Below are 16,637 nucleotides of genomic sequence, written 5' to 3'. Positions count from 1 at the left end.
ACATTGCTTGCATGTTTATTTGGTGTAAAGCCAAATGAGGACACGCCCTAGACGAATTCAAGGTCAAACTAATGCCCTTGAACAGAATATTTTAAATTATGAAAATTCTTGTATTGAGGTATTACAGCAAGTTGCAGCAATTAAAGGTGCGATAAATGGCTTAATGAATGAGTTAATAGAACTTCATCTTAGAGAACATGTACTCGGTGATACTGAGGAAATAAAGGAAAAAGAACTGAATGAATTTTTAGCTTTAGTTAAACGCTACTTATAACTTTAAAGCACAGTCTTTTAAATAAAAAAACTGTGTGCGCACCTATTAATGACAGTGGTAATCACCAGTTTTACTGTTGGTATGACAACCCTGTGAGTTCGTTCCCCCAGAATGAGCATTCGCATAGGTAAATGACATGCCTATAAAGCATATTAATAAAATTCTTTTCATCTTAATCCCTCTCAAATAATTAGAATATCAACTGTATGATATTTAATAAAAGCCAACATGGCTTAGACTATTTCCAAATATATAAAGTAAAGCCAACAAAACTTTAAATGTATATAAAAAATGGTTAAATAATTGCAAGGGGGGCCTTAAAACGTTTTAATCGTAAAGCATTTCCTAGTACAAATATTGACGAGAGAGCCATTGCACCAGCAGCAAATACAGGAGAAAGTAGCAGTCCAAATTGCGGATAAAGTACACCTGCTGCAATAGGAATCAGAGCTGCATTGTAAACAAATGCCCAAAATAAATTTTCACGAATATTGGTTATAGTCGCTTTGCTTAAAGCGATAGCATTCGGCACTCCTTTCAGGTTGCCAGACATCAAAACCACATCAGCAGCTTCAATAGCTACGTCTGTACCTGTACCTATTGCTAAACCAATATCTGCTTCTGCAAGTGCAGGGGCATCATTAATGCCATCTCCAACATATGCGAGTTTACCATATTGATTTTTTAATTTTTTAACGGCCTCTATTTTACCTTCTGGTAAGACTTCTGCAATAACCTCATCAATACCTAGTTTTTTTGCAATCGCTTGAGCTGTATGACGGTTATCACCTGTAATCATGGCAACCTTTAAACCTAACTGATGTAACGCTTCAATTGCAGCAAATGTTGATTCTTTAATTGGATCTGCTACAGCAATAATGGCAGCAAGTTTCTGGTCAATCGCAACATAGAGAGGGGTTTTTCCTTCTTCTCCCAAACGATCCGAAAATTGAGAAAAAACATTAGGATTCAAACCTAGTTTTTCCATATATCGATCTGCACCAATATGAACCAAATGTTCAGACACCGTTGCTTCTATTCCATAGCCCGTGACTGACTTGAAATCAGCAACAGGAGACAGGATTAATTCCTTATCTATAGCGGCTTGTACAATTGCTCGAGCAATAGGATGCTCAGACTTTGATTCAACGGCTGCCATAAGTGAAAGTACGGCATTGTATTCAAACCCTTCTAAGACATGCAGATCGGTTAAAATTGGTTTCCCTTCAGTCAGGGTCCCTGTTTTATCAACAGCAACCACTTTAGTTTCTTTGAGCAGCTGCAAAGCTTCCCCTTTACGGAATAAAACACCCATTTCAGCACCACGCCCAGTTCCTACCATGATTGATGTAGGCGTTGCAAGTCCCATTGCACAAGGACATGCAATAATGAGTACCGCAACTGCATTAACTAAGCTAAACGTTAGGGCTGGCTCAGGGCCGAAGATAAACCAAGTAATAAAAGTTAAAAGAGAGAGACCCATTACTACAGGTACAAACCACATGGTAATTTTATCAACCAATGCCTGAATAGGCAGCTTGGAACCCTGTGCCTGTTCAACCATTCGGATGATTTGAGAAAGCACTGATGAACTACCAACAGAGGTGGCTTTGATATTTAAGCTGCCACTTTGGTTAATTGTTCCTCCTACCACAGTAGAGCCTATCGTTTTTTCAACGGGCATAGGCTCGCCAGTAATCATGGATTCATCAATAAAACTTTGGCCGTGAATAACTTCACCATCGACAGGGATAAGCTCGCCTGGTCTAATCTCTACAATCGTTCCTGTTTGAACTTCGGCAATCGGAACTTCTATCACCTGATTATTGAGCTGTATTCTGGCAACTTTAGGCTGCATTCCAACTAGATGTTGAATTGCTAAAGACGTTCGGCCTTTTGCCTTGGCTTCAAAAAATCTACCTAATAGAATTAAAGTGATAATAACCGCTGCAGCTTCATAATAAACATTGACCGTGCCTTGTGGCAGGACACTTGGAAAGAAAGTAGCAACCACTGAATAAAGATAAGCAGCCAATGTTCCTACAGCCACCAAGGAATTCATGTCTGGTGCTAAGCGGAATAAACTTGGGATGCCCTTTTTGAAGAAGCGTCGGCCTGGAAAAATTAATGCTACTGTGGTCAAGAAAAATTGCATTAACCAGCTATTTTGTTGGCCAATGTTATCCATCATAAACGTATGAAAGGCGGGAATCAGGTGTGATCCCATTTCTAAAATAAAAACGGGTAGAGTCAATAAGACTGACAAAATTAAATCTTTTTTAAGTTTTTCTAATTCAATATTCTTTTTATCTTGAAAGCTTTCCGTAGTTTGATGAACTGACTTTGCTTCAAACCCTGCTTTGGTGACAGCCTGAATTAACGAGTCACGAGTGACAGATGAGCTTGCCTGAATAGTCGCTTTTTCAGTAGCCAGATTTACATGAGCTGATTCCACACCCTCAACAGATTTTAAGGCCTTTTCTACTCGACCTACACAAGAAGCACATGACATACCCTCTATCGTAAGCTCTATCGGTTGCAATACTTCCACTTCGTAGCCTGCTTTTTCTACGGCTTTAATTAAAGTAGCGCGATCAAGTGGTTGATGCGCATAAATGACTGCTTTTTCGGTAGCCAGATTTACATGAGCCGATTCAACACCCTCAACAGATTTTAAAGCTTTTTCCACACGGCCTACACAAGAAGCACATGTCATCCCCTCAATCTCTAATGTTTCACTGTAGTGTGGCGTATCAGTCATTTCGGTACTCATATACGATCTCTATCATTTAGATATGCTGAGTTCTATATGCGAAGATCAGCTCGAACCAAGATAATTGGGAATTCAGGCAGCACTTTTATTGCAAGCAAGTACAGATTTTATCTGTACGATGAGAAAAACAAGAGTAAGTAAAGTGATAAGGGATTACCACTTTACTCTAACAGAGATTAAGCAGGCTCAGCTGTAAATCCACGATCACCGAGAGTGGCAATGACTTTATCCTGACTCACCGTTGTGTTGATTTCAACGATACGGTTTTGTAAATCAATATCGAGTGATGCATTCGAGTCGAGCTCTTTAATTGCAGTAGTAATGCCTCGTGCACAACCACCACAAGTCATATTAGCGATGTGAAATTTCATATGTTGCTCCTTTTTAACAAAATATTTGTTTAAACCATTAGAACAGTAACTCTAAACTTTCACCATACAACCAGCCTTTCTCTGAATCAGTTACTTGCTGTAACTTGGTCTGTTTACATCCATAGTTTTCATCAGAGTATTCTAAAGCATAGCGTTCTAATGACTACAGTAAAAGTACTTAACCAACATTAACGTGACTTAAAAATGACATTTTTGTCATCTACGATCACTTTGAAATTTATAAGATAGTTATTTCAATCAATGGTAGTGAACTGAATAGATGAGACTCTTATGGATTGAAGCTAAAAACCGGTGACTACCTTTAATATATAAATGCCTTATGATGCGATTTTACTGTTCTGATTGTCGTAAGCTGGCAGTCCAGTAGAAACTTTATTGCTCAGCTACAAAAGATAAATGCAGTAATGTTAAATTTCCTCAATTCCATTATTTTGAAATTCTCTTATTCAATACCCACGACAGTGGTTATATAGCCTGTTGTTAATAGAATTGATAGACCTAATAACATCTCAAATAAAATGGCATGACTAAGGTGTTTAGCGAATTTAGGATATTGAAGACGCGGGGTGAAATACCATTTGTTGAAGGCAGCTAAAAGTAGAATACCTATAACAAAAAACATTTTAACCATGAAACCATAGCCATATGCAGTATTGATTAAGGTATTAAAATCTTTAATTAAAAGAAGAGCTACACTAGCGCCACAGGCGATTAATATCCCAACAATGAAAGCAGCAATACGTCCAAATACATGCATGCGATCTTTTAAAGGTAAACCACTTATTTCTCGGCTGGTTTTCCATAACGGATATAAAGACCCCATCCATAACGACATAACTAGAATATGGATTGATAATAAAATTTGAGCAAGTAAGGTTAAATTAGCGACATGTCCGAGCTGGGAAAAACTAAAAATAATCGGGATAAGTAAAATACAAAATATTGAACTTTCAATTATAGAAAACTGACCTTTGTTCCTGTTAAGTTTAACCACCATGAGAAGAAGTAAAAGAGCAAAACTAATAGAACGAAGAACGTATATATACCCCGTCGGAGTATTAACCAATATATTAATATACGTGGGGTCCACCATCCCTGTAATACCAGTATTGGCAAAACTACCAATCAGAATAAAAAATCCCAAGGTACTGGAAATTAGGCCTAATCCAGCGCCAATTGTAATATATTTAAGAATCGATTCTTTTAGTTCAAGATATTGTCTAAGTAAAAAATAGCAAAAGGCTCCACCAACGACAAAAGCTACACTTAAATATAAAATAACCTTAGTTAACCAAGTGGCCCACATCCAATATTCAGAAATCATTATTTTTGTCCATTCTAGAACAACATGCCAGCACCTCACTGACATGTTGAAAGGTAATCAATTCTTATTTAGTTGATTTGATAGTGAAACTATATTCACCATTCATGTTGTGACCATCTTTCCCCATTGTTGTCCAGACAACGGTATATTTACCTTTTTTCAGTTTCGGAAGAGCGACATCAAAGGATTTCTTTAAGTCATGAGTAACTTTATATTTTAAAGGAACATCTCTTCGCTGAGCATCCAGTAACTTAATATTCATCAACATAACCTCTGCACCAAAGTTAAGGGTCAAGTTCTTTGGTTGACTAAGGATAGATGCATTTTCCGCAGGAATCGCACTCACTAAACTCACATGAGCGAACGTAGTTGTAGTAGCCACAATCATCGTTGCAGCTACTACAACATTACGTAGAGCAGTCATTTTATTTTGAAATAATTTCATTTACGTTTCCTCTTGATTCGTTAGTTCATTAGAGATGACTTTATAAAATCTATATTTAATGAGACCACATCATCTCCTCTTATATTTCAATTATTAGTGAGAGACAGAAACAGAGCGATGACTTCAAAATTACATTTTTGTCATTTTTAAAATTTAAAATCTTTAACTATTAAAATAATCTTATTGAAAAATAATGATCATTTAACAAACAAATTATGTAGGTGGTTGATTTATGAAATGTAGTAATCATTTTGTCTAAGAAAATAGTAGCTATTTAATTTTTTATATTTTATTTTAAATATAAACATGTTATGTTTAATTTGATCTAATATAAATTTGTGGGCTAAGCACATGACTCAAACACGTCCAAGAATGACCAAATTATTTGAACAGCTTGGTTTAGCTTCTACTGAAGAAGCAATTGCAAAATTCATAGAGAGCCATCAGCTAGCTGGAGATGTTTTTTTAACACAAGCAATTTTTTGGACTGATGCTCAACGTCATTTTTTAGAAGAAAAACTACACTCTGATGGTGAATGGACGACAGTGATTGATCAATTAAATGAGTCTTTACATGAAAATTCAGTAAAATAATTTTCCGTTAGTATTAAGGATCTACATTCTTCCCTGCATTGAATACAACTCATTCATACAGTAGTACTGTTTTGGAGATGGAATCTCTATTATATAAGTAGTAGATTCCTTACTCTGAAATTTGGATTATAAACCCTAATATTAAAAATAATCTTCTTTACCTTCTATCGGCTTTGTTGCATAAATATGTAAGCATCTGATTTAAATAAATTTAATTTTGGATCAAAAAATAATCAAAACTTCTAAAATCATATAGTTATGAAATCTTTGTGCAACAAAGCCCCTTCTATCTAATAAATATACCAATAAGTTTAATAATTAAATTATCCACCCTTTTTTCTATAAAAAACTATTTTGATCAACTGTATTTTTTCTTTAAAGGAATAACAGTGTAAATTACATTAAGAATGTGTCTCTAACTACCCTTGGAGTCATCTAATCATTTCATTTTTATTTTTTTAAGCACATAAAATCATAACAACTTTAATAGTTTTAAAAGATTAATATTAAATAAAATTTTTGTCATCTCAGCATAGACTATATATTTCGAGAAGATCTCAAAATTACATTTTTGTCATTTTTAAAAATAATTAATTAATAGTGCTAAAATTTTTAAGAGAGACAGAGAATAACCAAAAATTTCATCAGTTTAGTAGTCAAATTCCTAGACTCTGTTCAGTACTAAAACATAGCTTTTACTTCCAAATTATTTAAAGGAAAAAATTATGATGAAATTCAAAAACATTTTTTTGGGCTTATGTATCGCAGCCGCGTCATTGAATACATTTGCACAGCAATCCGATGAACACAAAGATCACCACCCTGAAAAAACAGCACCATCTGCAGTAACAATTAAGCAAACAGTTACCAGCACCACTGCTACAGATAAAATGGCTGCAATGGATCAACACATGAAGGCGATGCAAGCCATGCATGAGAAGATGATGGCTGCAAAAACCCCACAAGAACGTCAGAAACTTATGGCTGAGCACATGAAACTCATGCAAGGAGGTATGAGTATGATGAAACAGATGGGCAGCCAAAGCATGAATGCAAATATGGCTGACCGTCAGCAGATGATGGAAAAACGTATGGACATGATGCAATCCATGATGCAGATGATGATGGACTGTATGCCTCCGTCAGCAACTAAATAGTTACCCATGAATTAGGGGAAAGCACCATGAATCACCAACACCAAGAAAATAATTCAGTACCTAACTTCTGGTCTACACGTTATGCCATTGGTCTAATCGTGCTGGGTGGTATCGCAGCTTATTTTCTATTAACGGAACATTTAGCCCACGTTATCGGTGCTTTGCCTTATTTATTCCTTTTAGCGTGTCCACTGATGCATATTTTTATGCATGGTGGTCATGGGCATAACCACTCGCAGCAAAAAAAATCCGATATATCTGATAACAAAAAATAGCTCTTATCAGGAGATCCATCATGAATCATGCGGAATCGGCTTATGGTTTATGGACGCTGGTTATCATTAACTCAGCAGTTTTTATCATGTTCGCTTTCAGTTTTTTTAGACCTTCCACTGCGCGCGATTGGCGTACATTTGGGGCCTTTTCGGCTTTTATCATTGCTCTATTTGTCGAAATGTATGGTTTTCCTTTAACCATTTACCTGTTATCTGGTTGGCTTCAAACTCGCTTCCCTCAACTTGACTTACTTTCTCATAATGCAGGTCACTTGTGGTCAACGCTATTAGGTGAAAAAGGTGATCCACATTTTGGCATTTTGCATATCGCCAGTTACGTTTTCTTGGGCTATGGATTTTACCTGTTATCAACGTCATGGCACGTGCTGTACAACGCGCAACGTCAGCATTCTTTAGCGATCACAGGCCCTTATGCACGTATACGTCACCCACAATACGTGGCTTTTGTGATGATCTTGCTGGGTTTTTTATTGCAATGGCCAACTTTACTGACACTGATTATGTTTCCAATCCTACTCTTAATGTACAGCCGCTTGGCAATTAAGGAAGAGGCTGAAATGAGTAAACAGTTTGGCGCTGTCTATGACAGCTATGCTCAACAGACTCCGAGATTTATTCCAAAATTCGGCCATAAAACCACTTTACCATAAGAGAATTATTTATGTCAGATCAAAAAAATCATAACCAGGACCATATGGCACAGGCTACAACAGACGTACTGAAAGACCCAGTCTGTGGTATGACCGTCACTGAAGAATCGAAATACCATGAGGAATTTAAGGGGAAAACTTACTTTTTTTGCAGTGATAAATGTCAATCAAAGTTTCATAGCAGCCCGGTGCAATATATCGCTAAACCCGCAACGACGACTGCCGATGCACATACACAGCATCATCAGACTACTCAATCCGTTAATGAGACAAGCACAACAGGCACGATCATCTATACGTGCCCAATGCATCCAGAAATTAAACAAGATCATCCTGGAAACTGTCCTAAATGCGGAATGACACTGGAGCCACTCATTCCTGAATTAGAGGAAGATGAGAATCCGGAGTTACGTGATTTCCGCCGACGCTTCTGGTGGACACTGCCATTGACCATCATCGTGACTTTTTTGGCGATGTTTGGTCATCAAATGAACCTGTTCAATATGGCGGTTCAGAGCTGGATTGAACTGGTGTTGTCACTCCCAATTGTACTTTGGGCAGGTTGGCCATTTTTTTCCCAGGGTTGGCAATCGGTTGTGAATCGCAGCCCGAACATGTGGACGCTGATTGGTTTGGGCACTGGAGCTGCATTTATTTATAGTGTGGTCGCAACCATTGCACCGCAAATCTTCCCAGACTCATTTATTTCCATGGGTCGTGTCGCTGTTTACTTTGAAGCTTCAGCGGTCATCATTTCATTGACCCTACTGGGACAAATATTGGAGTTAAAAGCACGTTCGCAAACTTCTGCTGCAATTAAGTCACTCCTTGGGCTCGCTCCTAAAACAGCTCGCCGAATCCTGCCTGATGGAACTGAAGAAGATGTTCCTCTAACGCATGTCCATGTAGGAGATTTACTCAGAATTCGCCCAGGTGAAAAAGTGCCTGTGGATGGTGTAATCACTGAAGGAAGTAGTTCAGTGGATGAATCGATGCTGACAGGTGAACCTTTACCTATCACTAAACGTATCGGCGATAAAGTCATTGGAGCTACCCTGAATACCAATGGTTCATTGATCATGCGTTCAGAGAAAATTGGTTCAAGTACCATGTTATCCCAGATCGTACAGATGGTGGCGCAAGCTCAACGATCGAGAGCACCAATGCAACGTATGGCTGATCAGGTAGCAGGTTGGTTCGTCATGGCTGTAGTGACCATTGCCTTGCTTACCTTCTTTGGATGGGGACTATTCGGCCCAGAAGAATCAAGCTGGGTTTATGCATTAATCAATGCTGTGGCAGTACTCATTATTGCCTGTCCTTGTGCACTAGGCTTGGCAACTCCAATGTCTATCATGGTTGCGACGGGTCAAGGTGCTACTCATGGTGTGCTGTTCCGTGATGCAGCAGCCATTGAGAATCTACGCAAGATTGACACACTAATCATCGATAAAACAGGTACGTTAACTGAAGGACGCCCTGTATTCGATCGTGTAGTTGCCGCATCAGATTTTGACGAATCTGAAGTATTACGTTTAGCCGCCAGTCTTGATCAAGGCAGTGAACACCCGCTAGCCGAAGCGATTGTAAACGCAGCACACGAACGTGGCCTGTCTCTTGAAACACCAGATAATTTTGAATCGGGCTCAGGGATTGGTGTTCGAGGTCAAGTGGGCGATCGTCAGTTAGCTTTGGGCAACACAGCACTGATGGAGCAATTGGGTATCTCGGTACAATCTCTGATTCCGCAAGCCGAAGAGCTGCGTTCGGAAGGTGCAAGTGTGATGCATCTAGCCATCAATGGTGAATTGGCCGGTCTGCTTGCAGTATCCGATCCCATCAAAAAAAATACCCCAGAAGCACTTGCCACCCTGAAGGAAGCGGGTCTACGTATCGTGATGGCAACAGGAGATGGTCTCACCACTGCCCGTTCAGTCGCAGCACGTCTAGGCATTGATGAGGTACATGGCGAAGTCAAACCCGCAGATAAACTAGAACTGGTCAGCAAATTGCAGAAGGAAGGTCGCATCGTGGCTATGGCTGGTGATGGCATCAATGATGCACCAGCCTTGGCTAAAGCTGATGTCGGTATCGCTATGGGAACCGGGACTGATGTTGCAATGAATAGTGCCCAAGTTACGCTGGTCAAGGGAGATTTACGAGGGATTGCTGTTGCCCGTTCACTTTCGGAAGCTACTGTCGGCAACATGAAACAGAACCTCATGTTTGCTTTCCTTTACAATGCTTTGGGTATCCCTATCGCGGCTGGCGTACTATATCCATTTACCGGTTGGTTGTTGTCACCGATGATTGCCGCCTTGGCTATGAGTTTGAGTTCAGCTTCAGTCATCACCAATGCCCTTCGCCTGCGAAATAAAAAGTTCTGATAGAGAGTTCCTTTCTTCCACCAGATGTATCAGGGCTGGTTGCAGCACTCGCCATCGGCCTGCTCATTGGTTTAGAACGAGGATGGCAGGATCGAGAACTGCCAGAAGGCAGCCGAGTAGCAGGTCTACGTACCTTCACATTGACAGGATTGCTCGGAGGAGTGCTCGGTCATTTACAACCAAACTTCGGAGCTTGGCCGCTAGTTGCGGCCGTATTAGGGCTTTCCTTATTACTAACAGTGTCCTATGCTCGTACCGCAAAAATTTCCGGTAATTTAAGCGCTACCACGACGATCGCGATGCTGTTGACATTAGTTCTAGGTGCATATGCATCCCATGGTAATGTTACTTTAGCATTAACAGCGGCTGTCATCGTGGCTGTATTTTTGGATCTCAAGCCAACCTTACATGGTTGGTTACGCTTGATCGAACATCGTGAATTAACCGCATCTCTACAGTTACTGGTACTTTCTGTCGTTATATTACCTTACTTACCCAATACGGGTATGGGACCTTTTGCTGCATTAAATCCTTACCAGTTATGGTGGGCGGTGATCCTGATTGCCGGACTCTCTCTGGCAGGTCATTTTGCCATGCGGCTCACCGGTTCAGAAAGAGGCATACTCTGGACAGGTCTATTGGGTGGTTTGGCATCTTCTACAGCTGCAACTGTTGCACTGGCACGCTATACACGCCAGCACCCCGTCATGGTCAGTGCTGCTATTTCTGGAACATTGGCTGCCTGTGGCATCATGTTTTTCCGTATGACTGTGCTGATAGGTATCATTGAACCCGCGCTTCTAAGCACCTTTGGTGGGGCAATGATAATTGCTGGAATCCTTCTGCTGGGTGTGGCACTGTGGAGACAACGCCAAATTACCAGCGCTGAAAACAACGATCGAACAATAGAAGCAATGGCTCCCTTTGATCTTGGGACAGCATTCAGCTTTGCTGCTTTTCTGGCTGTCATGGCAGTCTTGGTTCCGGCAGCAAAACAATGGTTGGGCACCAGCGGCATCTTCGTATTATCGACTATTTCTGGGCTAGCAGACGTAGATGCTATTTTAGTCTCACTTGCCCGCCTGCATAGTACTGAAGGCTTAACAACAAATGTGGCTGCTGTCGCGCTAGGGCTGGCCACACTGAGCAACATGTTAAGCAAAGCGACAATTGCATGGATGACAGGGGGGGCACAGTTTGGCCGAGCTATCATATTTGGCTACACAATTGCCATGGTAATCCCCCCTAAAAATAAAAGGATCTAAAAGTAGAATTTTCTCTTAAGATACGAGCAGGAGATTCTGCATGAAAACATCTAAATTTACTGACAGCCAGATCATGTCCATTTTAAAACAGGCGGAGTCTGGCACACCTGTAGCCACCCTTTGTCGTGAACATGGCATGAGTAATGCCACGTTTTATAAATGGCGTGCCAAATATGGCGGTATGGATACCTCATTGATGGCTCGACTGAAAGAGCTGGAAGCAGAAAATACCAGACTAAAAAAAATGTATGCTGAAGAGCGATTAAAGGCAGAGATTGTTCAGGAAGCAATGTCAAAAAAGTGGTGAAGCCATCTTGCCGACGTCAGATGGCTCAACAAGCCGTTGCCCTGCATGCGGTTAGTATCCGTTTAGCTTGCTCTGCATTTGGCATTAGTGAAACCTGCTACCGTTATCAGGCTAAACTTTGCGATGACAATGCATTAATTGCTAAACAGCTCATTGAACTCACTGAGGAAAATTCCGATTGGGGATTTGGTCTGTGCTTCTCATATTTACGACATGTTGAGAATCACTGCTGGAATCACAAGCGGGTTTACCGCATTTACTGTGAGTTGGCACTAAATCTGCGTATTAAACCGAGAAGAAGACTAAAACGGCACGCGCCTGAACCATTGAAAGAACCAATCCGAGAAAATCAGGTCTGGTCATTAGATTTTATGCATGATCAGCTGATCGATGGTCGAAAGTTCCGATTATTAAATGTGATTGATGACTACCGTCGAGAAGGCTTAGCGATTGAAGCAGGATTCTCATTACCTACAATCCGAGTTATTCGTACGTTGAATCAGTTGCTGGAGTGGCGAGAAAAGCCGTTAGTGATCCGATGCCTTGCGTAGCAGTGCTACTCAGGCCCCGAGTTTATCAGTCATGAATTTGTACGCTGGGCAACTGAACAAGGTATTCGTATTGAATATATTCAACCAGGTAAGCCACAGCAGAATGCGTATATTGAACGTTATAATCGGACTATACGTTATAGCTGGCTAAGCAAGCATCTATTTGACACACTGGAAGAAGTACAAGATTATGCAACGAGTTGGCTGTGGCATTACAACTATGAAAGACCACACCAAGCAAACAAAGGAAGGCCACCTCTAATGGCTGCTTAACCTCTACTTTTAACTTCGGTTATTTATGGGAGGATTACCCCATGATAGGTGCTGGCGTAGCTCTGGCTCTCAGTTTGAGCTTTATGTAAGGTCAACTCGGGTAAATGGAAGATGTTCAAAAAATGAGTTAAAATGATTCCCCTTGCATGGATTCACTTTGAAAAACAATGGTAAAAATGATTCGACCATTGAGGGATTCAGCCTGGATGGTCGCCCCAAGCATATCAAGAATAGATTTTGTTATCGCGAGCCCTAAGCCGGTTCCTTCTTCTGTTCTTTGTCTAGATGCATCTGTTCGATAAAATCGATCAAATAACCTGGATAGTTGTTCAGGAGAGATTTCAGGGCCTTCATTTTCAATTGAAAATATTGTGTTACCTAAATTCTGTTGAAGTTTTATGCGTATTGTAGAATTCTTATTTCCATATTTAACTGCATTAGATAATAGATTGCTGAGTGCTCGACGTAACATAGCAGGATCACCTTTGACATTTCCAGATCCTGTTTGTTGAAGCGTCATATTTTTTTCGGCAGCTAGCGCATCATAGAAATCAAATAAGGCTGTAACTTCTTTAACCAGGTCAATATTCTGTAAGTTCTGTAATTTTAGGCCATGTTCTGCTTTTGCCAAGAAAAGCATATCGGATACCATTCGAGCCAAACGTTCTAATTCTTCTAAATTAGAAAATAGTACTTCTTGATAGGTACTGGTATCTCGTTTACGGGCAAGACATACTTGAGTTTGAGTCATTAAGTTATTAATCGGTGTTCTAATTTCATGCGCTAAATCAGATGAAAAATCGGAAAGCCTTTCTAAAGCTGATTCTAGTCTGTCGAGCATATCATTGAAGGCAATTGCTAATGATTTTAGTTCTGTTGGTGTGTGCTCAACTTCTAAACGTTCTGAAAGATGTTGGGCAGAAATGCCTTCTGCGACCTTAGCCATTTTTTGCACGGGTCTTAAACCTCTCCAGGTTGCAAACCAGCCTAAAAACATTAAACAAATCGTACCGGCTAAACCAATGTAAAAAAGTTGACGCTTAAAATCATTTAAAAAATGTAGATGTTCAGATGTATCGATCCCCACAATAATGCGTACAGATTGTATTTCAGTATTTTTGTTTATATCCGTGTTGTAGATCATGCCACGATAGGTCTTATTCTTAATTTTCCATTTAATCCAAGGGTTATTTGCTGACTTGATTAACTGTTGAGTATTAATGATTGAAGGTGTAGAACTAAATAAAATCTGACCTGCCGGTCGTTCTATTTGGACCATAAGATCATGGTGTCCAACTAAAGCATCTTTCAAATATAGATCAAGTTCTAGAGAATTTTTAGGATGCTGTTGGAGAAGATTCTGAATAAGCTGGATTTTACCTTCTAATTGGGTACGATCTTGCGTTTCAAAATGATGCATCACTAATTTATGGATGAAAAACCCCATCATAATGAGAATGCATATAGTCGATAATGAGAAAATAATACCAATACGAAAACTGATAGATTTGAATAATTTATTATTCATCTTCTACCTCTAATACATACCCCATTCCTCGAATATTCTGAATTAACTTAGGGGTAAAATTACTATCTACTTTATTTCTTAATCGTTTAATAGCGACTTCAACTACATTTGTATCACTATCAAAGTTCATATCCCAAATTTGAGATGCAATAAGTGCTCTTGGTAGAATTTCACCTCTTCTACGCATAAAAAGCTCCATAAGCGCAAATTCTTTAGCCGTCAGATCAATGCGTTGACCTGCTCGTGTTACCCGACGTTTTCTCAAATCAAGTTCTAAATCAGCAATCTTAATAATATTATTATCTTCTCTTTGTTGCCCTCGTCTAAGGAGCGTTTTTATTCGAGCTAGAAGCTCTGCAAAAGCAAAAGGCTTAACTAAATAATCATCAGCGCCTAGCTCTAATCCTTTTACTCGATCTTCGATTTGATCTCGGGCGGTAAGAAAAAGAATGGGCATTGTTTTACCGCTGCTACGAATATCATTGATAATATTCCAACCATTTAGTCCAGGTAACATCACGTCTAAAATAATTAAGTCATACTCTTCAGAAAGAGCTTGATGTTTACCCGTTAACCCATCTGTAACCCAGTCCGTAATATAGCCAGCTTCGGATAAACCTTGCTTGAGATAATCACCAGTTTTTTGTTCATCTTCAACTAATAGTATTCTCATTTCCGAATCCTAAGTCATTCATTAAAACTATAATAACGTTATAAAACATCTGATCGAGATAGATTACAAAAATGTCATTTTCAAGTCACTTAGATGTTCAGTGCTTCACTTTATTGTAGTAGCAAGAAATTAACTTTTAGAGAAACTTATGAAAACTGTAGTGCGTCGTAGTCTAACAATTTTAATGTGTGCTGGAACTTTAATTGCTGGTACTCAATCTTGGGCAAAAGATGTATCAACCTCAAGTGCCACTAAAACGGTAAAAGCACAGAAACCTTGTACAAAACCTTGTAAAATGGAAAAAGATGACAAGACTCAGCAAGATCATAGTCAACATCAGTCTCCTAACTCATCTGACATGTCAAAAATGGATCATTCTATGATGAATATGGACCATTCTAAAATGGATCATTCAAAGATGAATATGCCTGGTAGCAATAAATAATTTTATAAATAGCGAGAAAGAAGTATTAAAGTTTATACTAAATATTTGCTTTATTACTTCAATCTTGACCTTTCTAAAGGTGAGATAGAATGTCAAAAAAGTTAAGTCATGTACTCTTAATTGGAGTTGGTTTATTTTCATCAACTTGGGTAATGGCGGCAGTTAAAGAATATGATTTAACAATCGCTGAACAAACTGTAAATATCACAGGAAAACCGCTAAAGAGAATTACCGTTAATGGTAAATTCGTTGCACCACTTCTTGAATTTGAAGAAGGTGATGAGGCCGTTATCCGTGTTCACAATAAGTTAAAAAATCAGGACTCTTCAATCCATTGGCATGGCTTATTATTACCTGGAATTATGGATGGTGTACCTGGATTTAACAAATTTAATGGCATTGCCCCTAATAAAACTTATGAATATAAGTTTAAAGTCCGCCAAAATGGTACTTATTGGTATCATTCACATAGTAAAGGACAAGAACAAGACGGTTTATATGGTGCTTTTGTTATTTATCCTAAAGATAAAACTCCACTAACAGCTGCTGAAAAAACCGATAAAGATTACGTTGTTTTGCTTTCTGATTTTCATAATTCAACAAGTGATCAAATTATGAAAAATCTTAAAAAAGAAGCAGATTACTATCAGAACCGTCGCGAAACAGTATTCGATGTATTAAAACAAGTTAAACGTGATGGATTAAAGGCAACTTGGCAAGACCGCTCTATGTGGAATCAGATGCGGATGTTGAAAACAGATATGTCCGATGTGACTGGTTATACATTTTTAATGAATGGCAAAACACCTCAGCAAAACTGGACCGGTAACTTCAAAGCTGGTGAAAAAGTTCGCCTTCGTTTTATTAATGCTTCCGCTATGTCATTCTTTGATGTACGCATTCCAAACCTAAAAATGACTGTAGTCAGTGCTGATGGTCAACCTGTAAAGCCCGTTCCTGTAGATGAGTTCCGTATTGGTACTGCTGAAACCTATGATGTCATTGTGGAACCAAAACAAGCACATTACCAAATTGAAGCTGAATCTATTGATCGTACCGGTTTTTCAGTGGGAACATTACATGAAGAAAGCAGCCCAGCAGTCAAACAAATTGAGATGCCTAAATCTCGCCCTCGTGCTTTATTAACTATGGAAGATATGGGGATGAGCCATGACATGTCATCTATGAAAGATATGAATCACGATATGTCTTCTATGAAAGGTATGGATCATGATATGTCTTCTATGAAAGGCATGAATCACGATATGTCTTCTATGAAAGGTATGGATCATGATATGTCTTC

Annotated in this window: 16 protein-coding genes and 1 pseudogene; 10 read left to right on the top strand and 7 right to left on the bottom strand. The window is 39.2% G+C overall.

The features are described from left to right. Positions 1–34: 34 nt before the first annotated feature. The gene (locus C8322_RS01140) at positions 35–274 is read left to right on the top strand and encodes a metal/formaldehyde-sensitive transcriptional repressor (RefSeq protein WP_111810297.1); all 240 of its coding nucleotides are present in this window, start codon (positions 35–37) and stop codon (positions 272–274) included. A gap of 45 nt (positions 275–319) precedes the next feature. Here C8322_RS01140 and C8322_RS01135 read toward each other — a convergent pair whose 3' ends face one another. The 5 genes from C8322_RS01135 to C8322_RS01115 all read right to left on the bottom strand — a co-directional run bounded on the left by C8322_RS01135 (position 320) and on the right by C8322_RS01115 (position 5,208). Beyond that, positions 320–412: a YHYH domain-containing protein gene (locus tag C8322_RS01135; protein ID WP_151809984.1), complete on the bottom strand. Its 93-nt coding sequence runs from the start codon at positions 410–412 to the stop codon at positions 320–322. Positions 413–569: 157 nt separating this feature from the next. Then, positions 570–3,047: a heavy metal translocating P-type ATPase gene (locus tag C8322_RS01130; protein ID WP_111810296.1), complete on the bottom strand. Its 2,478-nt coding sequence runs from the start codon at positions 3,045–3,047 to the stop codon at positions 570–572. Positions 3,048–3,223: 176 nt separating this feature from the next. After that, on the bottom strand, positions 3,224–3,418 hold the full coding sequence (locus C8322_RS01125; protein ID WP_004679365.1) for a heavy-metal-associated domain-containing protein: 195 nt from the start codon (positions 3,416–3,418) through the stop codon (positions 3,224–3,226). Positions 3,419–3,881: 463 nt separating this feature from the next. Then, positions 3,882–4,763 carry a copper resistance D family protein gene (locus tag C8322_RS01120; RefSeq protein WP_111810295.1) on the bottom strand — a complete coding sequence of 294 codons (882 nt, stop codon included), beginning with the start codon at positions 4,761–4,763 and terminating at the stop codon, positions 3,882–3,884. Between the two features lie 64 nt (positions 4,764–4,827). After that, complete coding sequence (locus tag C8322_RS01115; protein WP_004681441.1) at positions 4,828–5,208, bottom strand: copper resistance CopC family protein; 381 nt, start codon at positions 5,206–5,208, stop codon at positions 4,828–4,830. A gap of 351 nt (positions 5,209–5,559) precedes the next feature. Here C8322_RS01115 and C8322_RS01110 point away from each other — a divergent pair, with 351 nt between their 5' ends. From C8322_RS01110 to C8322_RS01080, 7 genes and pseudogenes are all read left to right on the top strand, one after another. After that, positions 5,560–5,802 (top strand): DUF2789 family protein, encoded by a 243-nt coding sequence (locus C8322_RS01110; protein WP_004281876.1) that lies wholly within the window; start codon positions 5,560–5,562, stop codon positions 5,800–5,802. A 725-nt stretch (positions 5,803–6,527) separates the two neighbouring features. Further along, complete coding sequence (locus tag C8322_RS01105; protein ID WP_004695737.1) at positions 6,528–6,959, top strand: hypothetical protein; 432 nt, start codon at positions 6,528–6,530, stop codon at positions 6,957–6,959. Between the two features lie 26 nt (positions 6,960–6,985). Continuing rightward, the gene (locus C8322_RS01100; protein WP_004695740.1) at positions 6,986–7,234 is read left to right on the top strand and encodes a DUF2933 domain-containing protein; all 249 of its coding nucleotides are present in this window, start codon (positions 6,986–6,988) and stop codon (positions 7,232–7,234) included. Between the two features lie 20 nt (positions 7,235–7,254). Continuing rightward, positions 7,255–7,905, top strand: coding sequence for a methyltransferase family protein (locus C8322_RS01095; protein ID WP_004281871.1), 651 nt, complete (start codon positions 7,255–7,257; stop codon positions 7,903–7,905). Between the two features lie 11 nt (positions 7,906–7,916). Then, the gene (locus tag C8322_RS01090) at positions 7,917–10,292 is read left to right on the top strand and encodes a heavy metal translocating P-type ATPase (protein WP_111810294.1); all 2,376 of its coding nucleotides are present in this window, start codon (positions 7,917–7,919) and stop codon (positions 10,290–10,292) included. Beyond that, positions 10,289–11,557, top strand: a complete 1,269-nt coding sequence (locus tag C8322_RS01085; RefSeq protein ID WP_111810293.1) for an MgtC/SapB family protein — start codon at positions 10,289–10,291, stop codon at positions 11,555–11,557. Before C8322_RS01090 ends, C8322_RS01085 begins: the two co-directional genes overlap by 4 nt. A gap of 40 nt (positions 11,558–11,597) precedes the next feature. Continuing rightward, positions 11,598–12,688 (top strand): annotated as a pseudogene (locus C8322_RS01080) (IS3 family transposase). Between the two features lie 127 nt (positions 12,689–12,815). Here the strand turns inward: C8322_RS01080 and C8322_RS01075 are convergent. Both C8322_RS01075 and C8322_RS01070 read right to left on the bottom strand, forming a co-directional pair. After that, entirely contained in the window at positions 12,816–14,216 is a 1,401-nt protein-coding gene (locus tag C8322_RS01075; RefSeq protein ID WP_111810292.1) for a heavy metal sensor histidine kinase, read from the bottom strand. Beyond that, on the bottom strand, positions 14,209–14,889 hold the full coding sequence (locus C8322_RS01070) for a heavy metal response regulator transcription factor (RefSeq protein ID WP_004679347.1): 681 nt from the start codon (positions 14,887–14,889) through the stop codon (positions 14,209–14,211). The genes C8322_RS01075 and C8322_RS01070 overlap by 8 nt, the downstream gene beginning before the upstream one ends. Positions 14,890–15,037: 148 nt before the next feature. Between C8322_RS01070 and C8322_RS01065 the strand changes: the two genes are divergently transcribed. Further along, positions 15,038–15,334 (top strand): hypothetical protein, encoded by a 297-nt coding sequence (locus C8322_RS01065; RefSeq protein WP_004760992.1) that lies wholly within the window; start codon positions 15,038–15,040, stop codon positions 15,332–15,334. A gap of 89 nt (positions 15,335–15,423) precedes the next feature. Further along, on the top strand, positions 15,424–16,637 hold a 1,214-nt coding region (locus C8322_RS01060), incomplete at its 3' end, for a multicopper oxidase domain-containing protein (protein WP_111810739.1).

The sequence above is a fragment of the Acinetobacter sp. SM1B genome, from assembly GCF_003289665.1.
GTDB classification, from domain to species: domain Bacteria; phylum Pseudomonadota; class Gammaproteobacteria; order Pseudomonadales; family Moraxellaceae; genus Acinetobacter; species Acinetobacter schindleri.
This window is presented reverse-complemented; position numbering and strand designations above follow the sequence as displayed.

What these genes read in the sequence shown, in the direction of transcription:
- C8322_RS01115 (WP_004681441.1), bottom strand. Translation starts at nt 5,208, where the DNA reads ATGAAATTATTTCAAAATAAAATGACTGCTCTACGTAATGTTGTAGTA.
- C8322_RS01070 (WP_004679347.1), bottom strand. Translation starts at nt 14,889, where the DNA reads ATGAGAATACTATTAGTTGAAGATGAACAAAAAACTGGTGATTATCTC.
- C8322_RS01065 (WP_004760992.1), top strand. Translation starts at nt 15,038, where the DNA reads ATGAAAACTGTAGTGCGTCGTAGTCTAACAATTTTAATGTGTGCTGGA.
- C8322_RS01130 (WP_111810296.1), bottom strand. Translation starts at nt 3,047, where the DNA reads ATGAGTACCGAAATGACTGATACGCCACACTACAGTGAAACATTAGAG.
- C8322_RS01100 (WP_004695740.1), top strand. Translation starts at nt 6,986, where the DNA reads ATGAATCACCAACACCAAGAAAATAATTCAGTACCTAACTTCTGGTCT.
- C8322_RS01135 (WP_151809984.1), bottom strand. Translation starts at nt 412, where the DNA reads ATGTCATTTACCTATGCGAATGCTCATTCTGGGGGAACGAACTCACAG.
- C8322_RS01125 (WP_004679365.1), bottom strand. Translation starts at nt 3,418, where the DNA reads ATGAAATTTCACATCGCTAATATGACTTGTGGTGGTTGTGCACGAGGC.
- C8322_RS01095 (WP_004281871.1), top strand. Translation starts at nt 7,255, where the DNA reads ATGAATCATGCGGAATCGGCTTATGGTTTATGGACGCTGGTTATCATT.
- C8322_RS01075 (WP_111810292.1), bottom strand. Translation starts at nt 14,216, where the DNA reads ATGAATAATAAATTATTCAAATCTATCAGTTTTCGTATTGGTATTATT.
- C8322_RS01120 (WP_111810295.1), bottom strand. Translation starts at nt 4,763, where the DNA reads ATGATTTCTGAATATTGGATGTGGGCCACTTGGTTAACTAAGGTTATT.
- C8322_RS01110 (WP_004281876.1), top strand. Translation starts at nt 5,560, where the DNA reads ATGACTCAAACACGTCCAAGAATGACCAAATTATTTGAACAGCTTGGT.
- C8322_RS01090 (WP_111810294.1), top strand. Translation starts at nt 7,917, where the DNA reads ATGTCAGATCAAAAAAATCATAACCAGGACCATATGGCACAGGCTACA.
- C8322_RS01140 (WP_111810297.1), top strand. Translation starts at nt 35, where the DNA reads ATGAGGACACGCCCTAGACGAATTCAAGGTCAAACTAATGCCCTTGAA.
- C8322_RS01105 (WP_004695737.1), top strand. Translation starts at nt 6,528, where the DNA reads ATGATGAAATTCAAAAACATTTTTTTGGGCTTATGTATCGCAGCCGCG.